This window comes from Rhodohalobacter mucosus, from assembly GCF_003150675.1.
In the GTDB taxonomy this organism is placed as follows: domain Bacteria; phylum Bacteroidota; class Rhodothermia; order Balneolales; family Balneolaceae; genus Rhodohalobacter; species Rhodohalobacter mucosus.
This window is the reverse complement of record NZ_QGGB01000009.1, coordinates 283,784-297,254: the sequence shown is the minus strand read 5'-3', so window position 1 is coordinate 297,254 and position 13,471 is coordinate 283,784. Positions and strand designations below refer to the sequence as shown.

At 48.6% G+C, this 13,471-nt stretch carries 13 protein-coding genes; 10 read left to right on the top strand and 3 right to left on the bottom strand.

The window, feature by feature from the left end:
- Positions 1–116: 116 nt before the first annotated feature.
- The gene (locus DDZ15_RS14125; protein WP_109647744.1) at positions 117–362 is read right to left on the bottom strand and encodes a YkoF family thiamine/hydroxymethylpyrimidine-binding protein; all 246 of its coding nucleotides are present in this window, start codon (positions 360–362) and stop codon (positions 117–119) included.
- 134 nt (positions 363–496) lie between these two features.
- Between DDZ15_RS14125 and DDZ15_RS14120 the strand changes: the two genes are divergently transcribed.
- The 7 genes from DDZ15_RS14120 (at position 497) to hisA (ending at position 8,000) form a co-directional block, all read left to right on the top strand.
- The gene (locus DDZ15_RS14120; RefSeq protein ID WP_109647743.1) at positions 497–1,360 is read left to right on the top strand and encodes a DUF4382 domain-containing protein; all 864 of its coding nucleotides are present in this window, start codon (positions 497–499) and stop codon (positions 1,358–1,360) included.
- A gap of 355 nt (positions 1,361–1,715) precedes the next feature.
- Positions 1,716–2,594: an ATP phosphoribosyltransferase gene (gene hisG, locus DDZ15_RS14115; RefSeq protein ID WP_109647742.1), complete on the top strand. Its 879-nt coding sequence runs from the start codon at positions 1,716–1,718 to the stop codon at positions 2,592–2,594.
- 75 nt (positions 2,595–2,669) lie between these two features.
- A complete protein-coding gene (hisD, locus tag DDZ15_RS14110; RefSeq protein WP_109647741.1) occupies positions 2,670–3,968 on the top strand; it encodes a histidinol dehydrogenase in 1,299 nt (432 codons plus the stop codon).
- Positions 3,969–4,161: 193 nt separating this feature from the next.
- Positions 4,162–5,232 (top strand): histidinol-phosphate transaminase, encoded by a 1,071-nt coding sequence (hisC, locus tag DDZ15_RS14105; RefSeq protein ID WP_109647740.1) that lies wholly within the window; start codon positions 4,162–4,164, stop codon positions 5,230–5,232.
- Positions 5,233–5,328: 96 nt separating this feature from the next.
- Complete coding sequence (gene hisB, locus DDZ15_RS14100; RefSeq protein WP_109647739.1) at positions 5,329–6,216, top strand: imidazoleglycerol-phosphate dehydratase HisB; 888 nt, start codon at positions 5,329–5,331, stop codon at positions 6,214–6,216.
- A gap of 135 nt (positions 6,217–6,351) precedes the next feature.
- The gene (gene hisH, locus DDZ15_RS14095) at positions 6,352–6,996 is read left to right on the top strand and encodes an imidazole glycerol phosphate synthase subunit HisH (protein WP_109647792.1); all 645 of its coding nucleotides are present in this window, start codon (positions 6,352–6,354) and stop codon (positions 6,994–6,996) included.
- A gap of 287 nt (positions 6,997–7,283) precedes the next feature.
- A complete protein-coding gene (gene hisA, locus DDZ15_RS14090) occupies positions 7,284–8,000 on the top strand; it encodes a 1-(5-phosphoribosyl)-5-[(5-phosphoribosylamino)methylideneamino]imidazole-4-carboxamide isomerase (protein ID WP_109647738.1) in 717 nt (238 codons plus the stop codon).
- Positions 8,001–8,023: 23 nt separating this feature from the next.
- On the opposite strand, the gene DDZ15_RS14085 is transcribed toward hisA, so the two are convergent.
- Complete coding sequence (locus DDZ15_RS14085; protein ID WP_109647737.1) at positions 8,024–9,271, bottom strand: serpin family protein; 1,248 nt, start codon at positions 9,269–9,271, stop codon at positions 8,024–8,026.
- Positions 9,272–9,468: 197 nt separating this feature from the next.
- Here DDZ15_RS14085 and hisF point away from each other — a divergent pair, with 197 nt between their 5' ends.
- Together hisF and hisE are read left to right on the top strand one after the other, a co-directional pair.
- Positions 9,469–10,233 carry an imidazole glycerol phosphate synthase subunit HisF gene (gene hisF, locus DDZ15_RS14080; RefSeq protein WP_109647736.1) on the top strand — a complete coding sequence of 255 codons (765 nt, stop codon included), beginning with the start codon at positions 9,469–9,471 and terminating at the stop codon, positions 10,231–10,233.
- Between the two features lie 17 nt (positions 10,234–10,250).
- Positions 10,251–10,550, top strand: a complete 300-nt coding sequence (gene hisE, locus DDZ15_RS14075) for a phosphoribosyl-ATP diphosphatase (RefSeq protein WP_109647735.1) — start codon at positions 10,251–10,253, stop codon at positions 10,548–10,550.
- 173 nt (positions 10,551–10,723) lie between these two features.
- Here the strand turns inward: hisE and DDZ15_RS14070 are convergent, their stop codons facing one another.
- On the bottom strand, positions 10,724–12,319 hold the full coding sequence (locus DDZ15_RS14070) for an AbgT family transporter (protein ID WP_109647734.1): 1,596 nt from the start codon (positions 12,317–12,319) through the stop codon (positions 10,724–10,726).
- A gap of 188 nt (positions 12,320–12,507) precedes the next feature.
- Here DDZ15_RS14070 and DDZ15_RS14065 point away from each other — a divergent pair, with 188 nt between their 5' ends.
- Positions 12,508–13,425, top strand: coding sequence for an SMP-30/gluconolactonase/LRE family protein (locus DDZ15_RS14065; protein ID WP_109647733.1), 918 nt, complete (start codon positions 12,508–12,510; stop codon positions 13,423–13,425).
- Positions 13,426–13,471: the final 46 nt, after the last annotated feature.

Sequence of the window (13,471 nt, the reverse complement as noted above, 5' to 3'; positions counted from 1 at the left end):
ATGCAGGGACATGTATTGTTCAATCTGCATCATCTCAATTTGATTATTGTGGAGTCCGAATTCCGAAGATTTATATCTCACAACTCAAGACTCATGACTCATGACTCAAACTTTCCCTACTCCTTCGTAGGACTCAAAAGCTCTACATGGAACCGGAATTCCTGGCCTTCCAGGGTCATCTCATCATAGATTTCGCGAACCAGATCAAACACCACATCGGTATCACCCTTGATGCTTGTTGAGAGAAGATTTACATCCACCTCCACATCGTGCTGGGCTACAAACTCAATCAGGTCCTGAACCTGCTCTTTCGGATGATCGGTGTAGAGAGGGATATAGGTAAGCTGGGCTATTGTTTTCATCTTAGGATTTGCTAATACTTTTTTGAAAAATCGCGGTTATCATTAACGTATAAATATGGAACATAACAGGAGAATTCGGCTTAAAATAGGCCGAAACGCGACCAAAACACAAAAAATATAGAAAGAGAAATCTTATGAAGATTGTAAACAAACTGATGCTCGCAACCTTTAGCCTGGTGTTCGTTTTCGCTTCCTGTGAAAGTCTGGAAGTGAACTCCGATAACAGTGACGAACCCGGTACCATGCGCGTGTTTTTAACCGACGCCCCGGCTGACTACGAATCAGTGGTCATAGACATCCGCGAAATCCGAATTCACAAAAATGAAGATGCCGTGATGGAAGAAGACTCGGATTCTGACGGAGACAATGACGGAGAAGATCAGGAAAGTGACGGCGAATGGATTATTATTTCCGATGAACCGCAAAAGGTAGATCTTCTGCAACTCACCAATGGTATAACCGAATTTTTGGGTGAAACAGAACTTGAAGCAGGCACCTATTCCCAGATGCGCCTGATTCTGGGAGATGAAAACGAAATTACCGTGGATGGTGCGACAAAGAAACTGACAACACCCAGTGCGCAGCAGTCTGGCCTGAAGCTTAACATTCATGCCGAAGTGGAAAGCAATGCCGTTTATACACTGCTGCTGGATTTTGACGCCAGCCGCTCTATTGTAAAAGCCGGAAATTCCGGTAAGTACCTGCTGAAACCTGTTATCAAGACCGTTGATCTTGCACGAACAGGGGCCATTGCCGGGACTGTAGAACCGGCCGATGCAATGCCTTGGGTTTATGCTATTGCGGATGAGGATACCCTCGCCGGAACCCGCGCGGACGAGCTGGGCGAGTATCTGATGATTGGCCTGCTGAGCGGCACCTATGATGTGGCTGTATTCCCGGACACTACCGTATACGACCAGATACGTGTTGAGGGAATTGAAGTCTCTGCTCCGGATACAACCGTTGTTGATACGCTAAGCCTCCAGGAGGTGCAATAAGTCGATTTTCTGATTGATAAAGGTGCCTTTTTATGAGTAGGAACGGCAGAATCACTGCTGTACCCGCTCAAAGTGCAATACCCCGATAGCCCGGTTCCTCCCATTGAACCGGGCTATTTTTTTTGGAATGATTTGAAATCATAAAGTTGTTTGACTCGCATGTTGGCTTTTAAAATTGAACTCCATACCTTTATTGCGTGATGCAACTACACACACATACCACTCTCTTTTTTCATCGCCATCACGGCAGCCACGGGCATTTTGTGCACTGATTCAGTTTATATACTCCTTCCTTTTTCTGCCCTTTTATCGATTCTGACACAACTTACTTATTTAAACTATTACTGATTTTCCAATGAGAACTCTTGATTCGACTACATCACTTCGAATTGCCGTACAAAAAAGCGGACGGCTAACCGACAAAACCCTAAACCTGCTCGAAGGTATCGGCCTTCATTTTGACGACTATAAGCGAAGTCTGCTCGTAAAATGCCTGAACTTCGACGTGGAACTGCTGCTGATCCGTGATGACGATATTCCGGAATATGTAGAGGATGGCGTCTGCGACCTCGGATTTGTGGGAGCCAATACCGTTGCAGAAGACGAAGCCGACGTTACCATTCTGCGGGGACTGGGCTATGGCGTATGCCGGCTTGCGATTGCCATTCCCAAAAACGGATCCGCCCAAAACGTGGAAGACCTGGATGGAAAGAAAATAGCCACCAGCTATCCGGTTCTGACACGTAAATTCTTTGAGGATAAAGGATTGAATGTCGATATCATCACGCTTTCAGGGTCTGTTGAGATCGCTCCCCGCCTCGAAATTGCTGACGGAATATCAGACCTTGTTTCCACGGGAGGCACCCTTAAGGCCAACGGACTGGTCGAAATTGAGAAGATATTTGATTCCGAAACCCAGCTCATTCAAACCAACAAGCCGCTTTCTGAAGGCAAACAGAAGATGATCCGGAAGATTCTGCAGCGAATTGAGGGCCACAAGAAAGCATCTCAAAGCAGATACATCATGATGAACGCCCCTGAAGAGGCCGTTCCGAAGATCAAGCAGATTATTCCGTCACTGAAAAGCCCTACCGTTATGCCTCTGGCAGATAACGGCATGGTTGCCATTCATACGGTTGTACCACTCTCTACATTCTGGAACGTGATGGAAAACCTGAAGGAAGCAGGTGCCACAGGAATTGTGATGCTGCCAATTGAATCAATGATTGCTTAACTACAGTACTAAAGTATTGAGTAGTGAGTAGCGAGACAGCATTTACTCAATACTCGATACTCAATACTCACCAATATGAAAACATTCAACTACAACTCCCTCTCACCCGAACGGATTGAAGCGCTGATAAAGCGACCAAAAATGGATTTTGCATCGGTATTCGGCCGGGTACAGCCGATACTGGACGCCGTGGAAGAACGGGGCGACGAAGCCATTCGCACCTACACAAAAAAATTCGATGGCATTGATCTCGATTCCGTGACAATTGATCCGTCAGTCGCTGACGTTTCACTCGATGCTGAAGCAAAGGAGGCTATCGATAGGGCGATGAGCAATATTTTCCGTTTTCACAGGGAACAGGGTACTTCACGGATTGATGTGGAAACCATGGATGGCGTTGTCTGCAGCAGGGTTGCACGTCCCATAGAACGTGTGGGGCTTTACATTCCCGGCGGCACCGCTCCTCTTCCCTCTACAGCCATGATGCTGGGTGTACCGGCAATGATCGCAGGCTGCAAAACCATCGTCATCGCTACACCTCCCGATCAAAACGGCAATATTCCGGCCTCCATTCTTTATGTGGCAAAAAAAGTAGGAGCCCAAACCGTGGTAAAAGCGGGTGGTGCTCAGGCCATCGCAGGAATGGCGTTCGGCACTGAAACCATTCCGAAAGTGGACAAAATCTTCGGCCCGGGCAACCAGTATGTAACGGCTGCCAAAATGCTGTTGCAGAACAGTGAAGCAATGGTAGCCATCGACATGCCCGCAGGCCCCTCCGAGGTGCTTGTGGTTGCTGATGCATCAACCGACCCCGAGTTTATTGCGGCCGACCTTCTTTCCCAGGCTGAACACGGATCCGACAGCCAGGCTGTTCTTGTGATAACCGATGATGCTGATCTGGAGGCGATACACAATGCAACGGTTAAACAGCTCAACGCGCTTCCCAGGAAGGGTTATGCGGCGGATGCCCTTGAAAAAAGTTTTATCCTTACGGTTGAAAACACGATACAGGCCATGGAGTTTTCGAATCGGTATGCACCCGAACACCTTATTATCAGTACTGAAGATGCCGAGGAATTGTCTGAGGAGGTGGTCAATGCAGGCTCCGTATTTATCGGCCGGTGGACACCCGAAAGCATGGGTGACTATGCTTCCGGCACCAATCACACCCTGCCCACCTACGGATATGCACGAATGTACAGCGGTGTTTCGCTACACAGTTACCAGAAATTTATTACCATGCAGAAAATTTCGGAAGACGGGCTACGCAGCCTGGGACCCGTAGTCGAAACACTTGCAGAAATTGAAGGCCTTCAGGGGCACAAAAATGCGGTGAGTATCAGGCTAAACAAGCTAAGCAAGGCAATGAGATAAAAAAAATCCCCTCTGGAGAGGGGAAAAGTGAAAGTAAAGTGGCGCAGCCGGCTTTACTGAACGAGGGGTGTGTCCCCATTAAGGCTCCTGAATCAGTTCAACCCACCCCTTCCCATAAGGATTCATACGGGGCAAGAGGGGACTTTCTTAAAATCTGAAATCATAAATTTTCAAACAACAATCAACAATCCCGATGCCAAACGATTTTAACATCGAATCACTGGTTCGAGAAAATATCCGCAACCTGACCCCCTATCGCAGTGCTCGGGATGATTTTGAGAAGGGGACTCTGCTTGACGCAAATGAAAACAGCTACGGATCCGTTGTCCGGAATTCACTCGACCTGCACCGGTACCCGACACCCACTCATAACCGCCTGCGAAAAAAAATTGCGGCCTACCGGGATGTGGACTTTGAAAATATTTTTTTGGGTGTTGGAAGCGATGAGCCCATCGACCTGCTCATGCGCATTTTTTGCGAACCGGGCAGAGACTCTGTCATCATTACACCTCCCACTTACGGCATGTACCGGGTTGCAGCAAACATCAACAATGTGGGTGTTAAAGAGGTTCTGCTGACCGAAAACTTTCAGCTGAAACCGGATAAAATCCTTGAATCAGCTGATGATTCGACCAGGCTTCTGTTCCTCTGTTCTCCAAACAATCCCACCGCAAATGATTTAAAGCGGACAGATTTACTGAAGCTCGTTACACAATTTCCCGGCATTGTGGTTATTGACGAGGCCTACATTGATTTTAGCCGTCAGGAGTCGATGGCTTCCATGGTTCAGCAGTATCCGAACCTTGTAGTTTTGCAAACATTTTCTAAAGCGTTTGGCCTGGCGGGAATCCGCCTCGGTATTGCCATCTCCAACCCAGAAACGATCGGATACATGCTGCGGGTGAAAGCACCCTACAATGTAAACAAGCTCACTGCCGATGTGGCGCTCAAGGCGTTTGATAATCCGGACCTGCTGAAGCACAACATTGAAGCAATCAGGGAAGAACGCGCGTATATGTCCGAACAGCTGGAACACAGTGATGCCGTGGAAAAGGTATATCCATCAAACGCCAACTTTCTGCTCTTTAAAATCAAAAACGCGGAAAAGGCTTATCAAAAATTGGCTGAAAAAGGCATTATTGTCCGTTACCGCGGCAATGAGCCGCTTTGCAACGACTGCTTGCGTGTAACAATCGGGCTGCCGGATGAGAATATTCGTTTTTTAAAGGCGCTCAAAGAGGTTTTGGATCACGTTCAGTCGTAAATTGACGTGAGATTACCTGTATGGATTCACAAAGAATAGATTGTTGAACATCCGAATTCCGTCGAACGGAGATTCCATTACACAAAGTCCATTATCATGAATATATACATTCACTCATCAGCACTTGAAACCGGACCGGACTCCATGCTCCCCGGGGGTGCGCTTTATGGAATTGCACACCTGATACAATCCGGCTCTGAGATTTCATTCGATGAAGAAGCTCTTGATGCAACCAACCTTACCCTGATGCACAATGAAGGTATCCGAAATGCAGGGTTTGAAGCAGCAAAAACAGATGGCATCATCAAAAGAGATGGTCAATATATATTCGAAACAGACGGATCGGTAACGGAACAGTCTGAGAGCTGGCCCGGTCTGGTACGATCGATTCTGTTTCCGTCTCGCACCGCATCCCTGAACCGGAAAACAAAAGAGACCGATATCTCTCTCTCGCTTAATCTGGACGGTACCGGAAAAAGCAGCATAGATACAGGCCTCAGCTTTTTTGACCATATGCTCGATCAGATCGCAAGACACGGGCTGATTGATCTGGAGCTCCGGTGCAGTGGAGATCTTGACGTGGATGAACACCACACCATAGAAGATACAGCCATCGCACTGGGCCAGGCGATCAGGCAGGCCGTATCGGAGAATAAGGCGGGAATACAGCGATACGGCTTTGTGCTGCCCATGGACGAAGCAGAGGCAACGGTTTCAATCGATTTGTCTGACCGTCCGTTTCTGCGCTGGGAGGTGGATCTGAATAGAGAGTACGTAGGTGATTTCCCCACCGAAATGTTAGAACACTTTTATTACACTCTTGCCATGAACGCAAAGGCTACACTCCATGTTAGGGCTGTCGGAAAAAATGAACACCATATTATTGAGTCGGTGTTTAAAGGCTTTGCAAGAGCACTTCGCTTTGCAATCAGCCGCAATGAAAGAATTAAGGGCATTCTCCCTACAACCAAAGGAACCATTTGAGTGAAAAGGCAAAAGTGATAATGGACTTTCTGGCGACATGCGAATCGACACTGTAACATAATTAAACCAGACAGCTGAATGCTTATAGCTGACAGCTTCCTTCTTTTCACTTTTGCCTTTTCACTTTTTACTACTATGATCGGAATCATCAAATATCAGGCCGGAAACCTTGCATCAGTGCAGAACGCACTGGATCGCCTCGGTGCGGAATATTTTACATCCGACGATCCTGAGGAGCTGGAGAAGGCGGATGGAATTATTTTTCCGGGTGTGGGCCATGCCGCTGCGGCCATGGATAATTTACGGTCCAGGGATTTGGATGTCTGGCTGAAACAAACCAAAAAACCGGTTCTTGGTATCTGCCTGGGAATGCAGCTGCTGTATGAATCATCTGAAGAAGGAGACTGCATTACGCTGGGTGTGGTTCCCGGCCGGCTAAAAAAGTTTGATGCATCCGAAGCAAAGGTGCCGCACATGGGATGGAACCAGTTTCAGCCCCTGAAGAAACACAGCCTGATCAAGGGAATCAGCAATAAACAGTTTGAGTACTACGTGCACGGCTATTATGCACCGGCCAATGAATACACACTTGCCACGTGTAAATACATAACCGATTTTGCAGCGGTTGTTGCAAAGGAAAATTTCATGGGCGTGCAGTTTCACCCCGAAAAATCAGGCCAGGTGGGCTCTCATCTCATCCAGAATTTCCTCGACCTTGTACACGAGTCCTCCGAATCCGGGCTTAGCGAGAATGGTCACAGAAAAACGGCCCAAAAGTAAACCGTCAAGGTTTGGTGAAACCAATCTTAAGAATCCGGGGAAAGCAACCCGGACTATCTCCCGGGAACTGATGCAGATCCGGAATTCATTATTGCCCCGGTATATCTACGATCAATCCGGCAGTTCTGCCCAAACCTTATGGAGAAATCAAAACACCCTATATCAAGTTCTTGTCCCAAACTCATGTTATCTTATCTCTCCGGTTCCCCGTGATTCCGCTCTGCCGCATTTCCGGCCTGCCGGCTTCAATTACACAACCGCAAACAGATTTAATTTAATATCAACAGATGAAGATTATTCCAGCCATCGACCTTCTCGACGGACAGGTCGTTCGCCTTCAGAAAGGCGACTATGAGAAAAAAACCATCTACAATCACCTGCCGCTCGATGAAGCCTCCCGGTTCAGGGATGCCGGATTCACTCATATCCATGTTGTGGACCTGAACGGTGCCAAAAGCGGTGAGTTTGAGAATTTGCCGATCATCCGATCCATGATCACGGAGCTGGGCCTCTCGGTGCAGACAGGCGGTGGAGTGCGGTCCAGGGCAGATATCGACACGCTTCTGGATGCAGGAGTCAGCGGAATTATCTGCTCCTCCATGGCCGTTAAAAAACATGATGAATGGCTTCAGGCGATTGGTGACCATCCGGATGAGATGATTCTGGGACTGGATCTGAAAGATGGAAAAATGGCTTACGGCGGCTGGCTGGAAACATCGGATGAGCCAATTGAAGCATTCCTGAATCCGATGATCGATGCCGGTCTGAAAACCGTGCTCAGTACCGATATTTCCCGCGACGGCATGCTGAGCGGTCCAAACGTAAAGATGTACAACGACCTCCAGAAACGATTTCCTCAACTCAACTGGATAGCGTCGGGCGGCGTCTCGAACCTGTCGGACCTGGTGACTCTGCAAAACAACAGCCTCTACGGGGTTGTGGTCGGCAAAGCCTATTACGAGGGCCACATCCGCCTCGAAGAGATGGCAGAAATCGGCAGCTGATCAAATAGAAGATCCCATTCATATCAGGGATTGCGCACTACACCCATAAAGAGATTCGTACCGCTCTCCCTCTCATGAATGATAAACGCGAACGGGCGGTCCACGATCATCTGCGGAGGAAGCGACTCTATTCCGAATCCAACGCTTGTGACGGCTGCCGCTTCGGTTCCTTTTTCATCCACGCGGATAAAAGTTTTATGCTTCACCTCGTCGATGTACAGATTTCGGGGCGACACATCTGCAATACCCTTGAAGTTGGCTTCGCTTTTATTGAAAGCCGTGTCCATTCCCATCGCCTTCAGGATATCGTTGTACTTGATTTCGTATTCAAATTCGAACTTTGGAAGCTCCAGGGTGATTTCGCGCGAGTCGACGGTAAGATTCGACCGCCAGTTATCCAGGCTGGCTGAGGTTACATTCTCTTCCACAAACTGCCCGATCGGCATATCCGGATCAGCCGGCATCAGTACGGACATGGTAAACAGGCTATCGCCATACGGAATCTCGGCCATCCGCACTTCATCCGAGAAATAGAGTGCAAAGCGCCCTTCCTGGTGCATCATATCCACTTCGGTTGTTTCGCCGCTTTCAAGAGAAAAGTCTGCCTTTCGGGTATCCTCCACATCAAATGGTCGCAGCCAGTCGCCCTTAAAGTAGAGCGCATTGATCAGAAACATCACCATTTGCGGTTCAATCTGTTTAACAATCTCTTCAATAAGTCCTTCCGTATTCTCATTCACCCAGTTGTTAATGATATCAACCGATGCGGGGTCGTCAAAATCGATCCCTTCAACACGGGCGTCAAAAAAGTCACGCATTGAATCAAGAAACTCTTCCTCTACCGGCAACCCGTTTTTGTACCAGATAGAGTTTGCAATCCTGATGGTCACTTGAGGGTCGACTGAAACCAGCAGTTCTGTCAGAGAGCGAAAAGCCTCATTTATTTCCTCTATCTCCATTCCGCTCAGGTAAAGCGCCTGCTGCATTTTATCATAGGTAGAGCCCTGGGCGCCATTCAGAGTCATTGCCAGCGCCATGGAAATACTGAGCGGCGATATCATCAGGTTCTCCTTCTCCGTCTCCCGGTTTACCGTTCGCCTGAAAATGTCGTAACTGAAGGAACCATCCGCCTCAACCAGCAATTTTTCTCCGGTTGTCAGATCCCGGGGAAGCTCTCCTTTTGGCCCGTCAGGACCTGTGATGCTGTTTTCACACATTGTAAAAAGGAAGAGGCAAACAGTAAGAAGTATCAGATTTTGAACCAGTTTCATAAATCCATCCGTCTTTTTAATTGTAAACGCACTGCAAAACGTATTGGTCTATACGTTTATATAAGTTACTGTTAAGAAGATCGGGATACCTACTGAAATTGAGGTTAAATCCTGCAAAGAACATTCAGATAGAAAAAAACATGGGCACTCCTGCTTGTAGCATGAAGCGCTAAAAGTTATCTTCCAACCCTTTATTCATGCTCACAAAACGTATCATACCCTGCCTCGACATCAAAGACGGACGAACCGTTAAAGGGGTGAACTTTGAAGGCCTTCGGGATGCGGGCGATCCGGTCGAACTGGCGCAGCGTTACACCTCCGAAGGTGCTGACGAGCTCGTATTTCTGGACATTACCGCCACAAAGGAGAAACGGCGCACTCTTGTCGCGCTTGTCAGGGATATTGCAGCACACATCAACATTCCGTTTACGGTTGGCGGAGGCATTAAAACGGTTGCCGAAATTGAAGAAATTTTGAAAGCCGGAGCCGATAAAGTTTCTTTAAACAGCGCTATTGTCCGTGATCCCGGACTCATAACCCGTTCAGCGGATGCATTCGGCTCTCAGGCCATTGTTGCGGCCGTCGACGCCAAACGAGCGGGTGATCACTGGGAAGTTTTTGTTAAAGGAGGCTCGCAGCCTACCGGGCTGAACGCAGTTGAATGGATCGAAAAAACAGAACAACTGGGCGCCGGTGAAATCCTTCTAACAAGCATGGACCGCGATGGAACAAAATCAGGTTTTGACCTTGACCTTTTGCGCACTGTCGATGAAAAAGTTACCATTCCGGTAATAGCCAGCGGAGGAGCCGGAACCATTCAGCACTGTTGCGACGCTGTGAGCCTTGGAAAGGCTGATGCCGTACTTGCGGCCAGCATTTTTCACTTCAGGGAGATTGAGATCAGTGAATTAAAACAGAAAATGGCCGATGAGGGAATTCCCGTTCGGTTGATGAACCATTGAATTGAATACCTTTTACCATGGAAACCAAAGAAGAAATCGAATTTTTATACGATCTGGAACGTCTTCTCATTCAGCGAAAACAGGACCTCCCCAAAGGTTCCTACTCTACCAAGCTGTTTAAAAAGGGAATTGACAAAATTGCCCAAAAGCTTGGTGAAGAAGCTGTAGAGACCATCATCGCTTCCAAGAACAAGAAAGATTCGGAAGTGATCAATGAAACCGCCGACCTTATCTACCACATGCTCGTACTCCTCGTAGAACGCGATATCCCGCTCGATACAGTGATTCAGGAGATGATGCTTCGAAGTAAAAAGTGAGAAGGCAGAAGTGAAAAGGCAAAAAGCTGTCAGCTATCAGCAGTCAGCTTTTTTGATTTAACGTGTCCTTTCAGGACACTCTTGCCTGCACCCTAAACAAACGAAGACTATTTCACATGACGTCTGACGTCTCACGTTTCGATTTTCACTTTTGTCTTCTACTTTTCACTCAATCAAGGAGCCGGATACACATAGGGAGCTTCAAAGCTGAGTGGTATTCCGATCGCCCAGTAAACCAGCAGAAAGATTGTCCAGGTAACCAGGAAGATGATGGAGTACGGCAGCATCATCGAGATCAGGGTTCCGATACCTGTATTCTTCACATAGCGCTGGCAAAACACCACCACCAACGGGAAGTACGGCAGCAGCGGCGTGATGATATTCGACACGGAATCGCCCACGCGATAGGCCGCCTGCGTAAGGTCGGGTGAAATTCCAAGCTGCATGAGCATCGGCACGAATATGGGAGCAATCAGCGCCCACTTGGCCGAGGCAGAACCCACCAGAAGATTCACAAATGCGCTCAGGATAACAATCCCCACAATGGTAACCTGTCCCGGAAGCGCCAACGCCTGCAGAAAGTTCGCGCCTTTCAGGGCGATGAGCAGGCCGATGTTCGATTTACCGAACGCATCAATAAAAAGTGCGCAGAAAAAGGCCATAACGATATAATACCCCATGCTCTCCATCGCTTTGGTCATGTTATTGATCATATCCTTGGAGGAGCTGTATTTGCCTGACGCGTATCCGTACACCACACCGGGAATCAGCAGAAGCACAAAGATGAGGGGCACGATCGACTGCATCAGCGGGGCACTGAAAGAGAGCAGCGAACTCACATCGGGATTGTCCCAGTTGGGATCCCGGAGAGCGGAACCCTCGGGCCATGCCCAAACAAAGAGGCCTACAATCCCCAGAACCATCGCAAGAAAACCGTACCAGAACGCGCGGCTCTCCTTGTCTGTCACATCTTCCATCTGGGGCATTTCATCTTCATCCCCATCAATTTCAATTCCCGAAAGCCTGGGCTCCACAATCTTGTCTGTGATATACCATCCAACCGTCACAATCAAAATGGATGAGGCAGAGGTGAAGTACCAGTTGTTAATGGGATTGAGCATGATATCCGGATCCAGTATCCTGGCCGCCTCAAGCGTAAAGCTCATGATCAGAGGATCAATCGCGGAAGGAATAAAGTTAGCCGAAAAACCGCCGCTCACTCCTGCAAATGCGGCGGCTATCCCCGCCAGCGGGTGACGCCCGGCTGCGTAGAAGATCACCCCTCCAAGCGGTATCACAAGCACATAACCCGCATCCGCTGCCGTATGGCTGACGATTGCAATCAGGATCAGCATCGGTGTCAGAAAAGAGGCCGGCGTGAAATTGAGCAGTTTTTTTAGTCCTGCATCGATCCAGCCGGAATGCTCGGCCACCCCTACCCCCAGCATCGCCACCAGCACAATGCCCAGCGGCGCAAAAAGAACGAACGTCTGGACCATATTGGCCAGAAATGCGGCAAGGTTATCACCCGTAAGCATGTTCTGTACGGAGAGCTCCTCGCCCGTACGCGGGTGTACTTCTCCAAAATCGATCGGAGAAAGTATGGCGGAGAAGACCCATACTATTACCATCAGAATAAAAAAGAGCATCGCGGGATCCGGCAGCTTGTTTCCAAGCGATTCAATCCCGTTCAAAAATTTGTCGAATAGGGTACCGCGTCCTTCAGCCTCAGGCTTTTTTGCGGGTTGGTTTTGATTTTCTTCAGACACAGCGATTGGGTTAGATTAGTGTTGGAAAAGAAACCAATGGCTGAAAATAAGAGATTTGTTTCTCTATGCAAGAGGGAAGAGATTGATTCTTTAACACCCGGCGTGTTATGCGTTCGATATGTTGCGCTAAATACGATACATTATCATCTGCAGCATCTCCTTGTCCAGAAAATTAAATCCGATATTTCATGAAATCTCTCCCATTCCTTTTTTCGCTCACTATAGCACTGCCTGTCCTGCTTTTATCAGCCTGCGCACCCGATAATACCGATACAGAGACAGCCCTTAGCTGGGAATCGCAGCAGGATTCCACCATGCGCGTTCATGCTGTTTCAGGCTTTGACGGCCCTGAAGCCGTTCGCTACGATCCCGACAGTGATCTCTATTTCGTTTCAAACTTCACGGGAGGCGGAAACGACCGGGATGCAAACGGATTTATTTCAACACTGCTTCCCGATGGATCCATTCAAGCGCTTCAGTTCATCACAGGAACAGACGAACATCCGCTGCACGCTCCAAGGGGTATGTATATCACCGGCGACACGCTCTGGGCTGCTGATGTGGACGGCGTTCACGGGTTTAACCGTCTTACTGGCGAACAGACCGCATTCATCGATTTCACCTCTCTCAATCCGGGTTTTCTGAATGATATTGCCGCATCGGCAAATGGCACCCTTTACGTTACAGACACCGGAACCAATACCCTCTACAGAATCAGTGCCGGAACGGCTGAGGTCGTAACCGGGGAACTGCCCTACCCGCCAAACGGCATTACACGGGATCCAGCAACGGGATTGCTGATCCTCGCACCCTGGGGAGGAGCTCTTACGTTTCATGCATGGGATCCGGACGAGGAAAACCTCTCGGAGTTTGCCGTAGCTCAAAACGGAGGCAATATCGACGGGATTGAGTTCTACGAAGAGAGGCTTTTGGCTGCCAGTCAGCGCGACTCCAGCCTGCATGTAATTTCCGGCGGGCAGGATCTTGTTTACATCACCATGCCCGGCAGGCCCGCCGACATCGGACTCGATACCCAGCGAAATCGGGTAGCTGTACCCTACATCGCCCTGAACCGGGTAGATATCTGGCAGCTTCCATCCGAATAACCCGTTTCAGGTCAATGCAGCGGTTTTTCATACATGCAGATTCAGA

What these genes read in the sequence shown, in the direction of transcription:
- DDZ15_RS14125 (WP_109647744.1), bottom strand. Translation starts at nt 362, where the DNA reads ATGAAAACAATAGCCCAGCTTACCTATATCCCTCTCTACACCGATCAT.
- DDZ15_RS14120 (WP_109647743.1), top strand. Translation starts at nt 497, where the DNA reads ATGAAGATTGTAAACAAACTGATGCTCGCAACCTTTAGCCTGGTGTTC.
- hisG (WP_109647742.1), top strand. Translation starts at nt 1,716, where the DNA reads ATGAGAACTCTTGATTCGACTACATCACTTCGAATTGCCGTACAAAAA.
- hisD (WP_109647741.1), top strand. Translation starts at nt 2,670, where the DNA reads ATGAAAACATTCAACTACAACTCCCTCTCACCCGAACGGATTGAAGCG.
- hisC (WP_109647740.1), top strand. Translation starts at nt 4,162, where the DNA reads ATGCCAAACGATTTTAACATCGAATCACTGGTTCGAGAAAATATCCGC.
- hisB (WP_109647739.1), top strand. Translation starts at nt 5,329, where the DNA reads ATGAATATATACATTCACTCATCAGCACTTGAAACCGGACCGGACTCC.
- hisH (WP_109647792.1), top strand. Translation starts at nt 6,352, where the DNA reads ATGATCGGAATCATCAAATATCAGGCCGGAAACCTTGCATCAGTGCAG.
- hisA (WP_109647738.1), top strand. Translation starts at nt 7,284, where the DNA reads ATGAAGATTATTCCAGCCATCGACCTTCTCGACGGACAGGTCGTTCGC.
- DDZ15_RS14085 (WP_109647737.1), bottom strand. Translation starts at nt 9,271, where the DNA reads ATGAAACTGGTTCAAAATCTGATACTTCTTACTGTTTGCCTCTTCCTT.
- hisF (WP_109647736.1), top strand. Translation starts at nt 9,469, where the DNA reads ATGCTCACAAAACGTATCATACCCTGCCTCGACATCAAAGACGGACGA.
- hisE (WP_109647735.1), top strand. Translation starts at nt 10,251, where the DNA reads ATGGAAACCAAAGAAGAAATCGAATTTTTATACGATCTGGAACGTCTT.
- DDZ15_RS14065 (WP_109647733.1), top strand. Translation starts at nt 12,508, where the DNA reads ATGAAATCTCTCCCATTCCTTTTTTCGCTCACTATAGCACTGCCTGTC.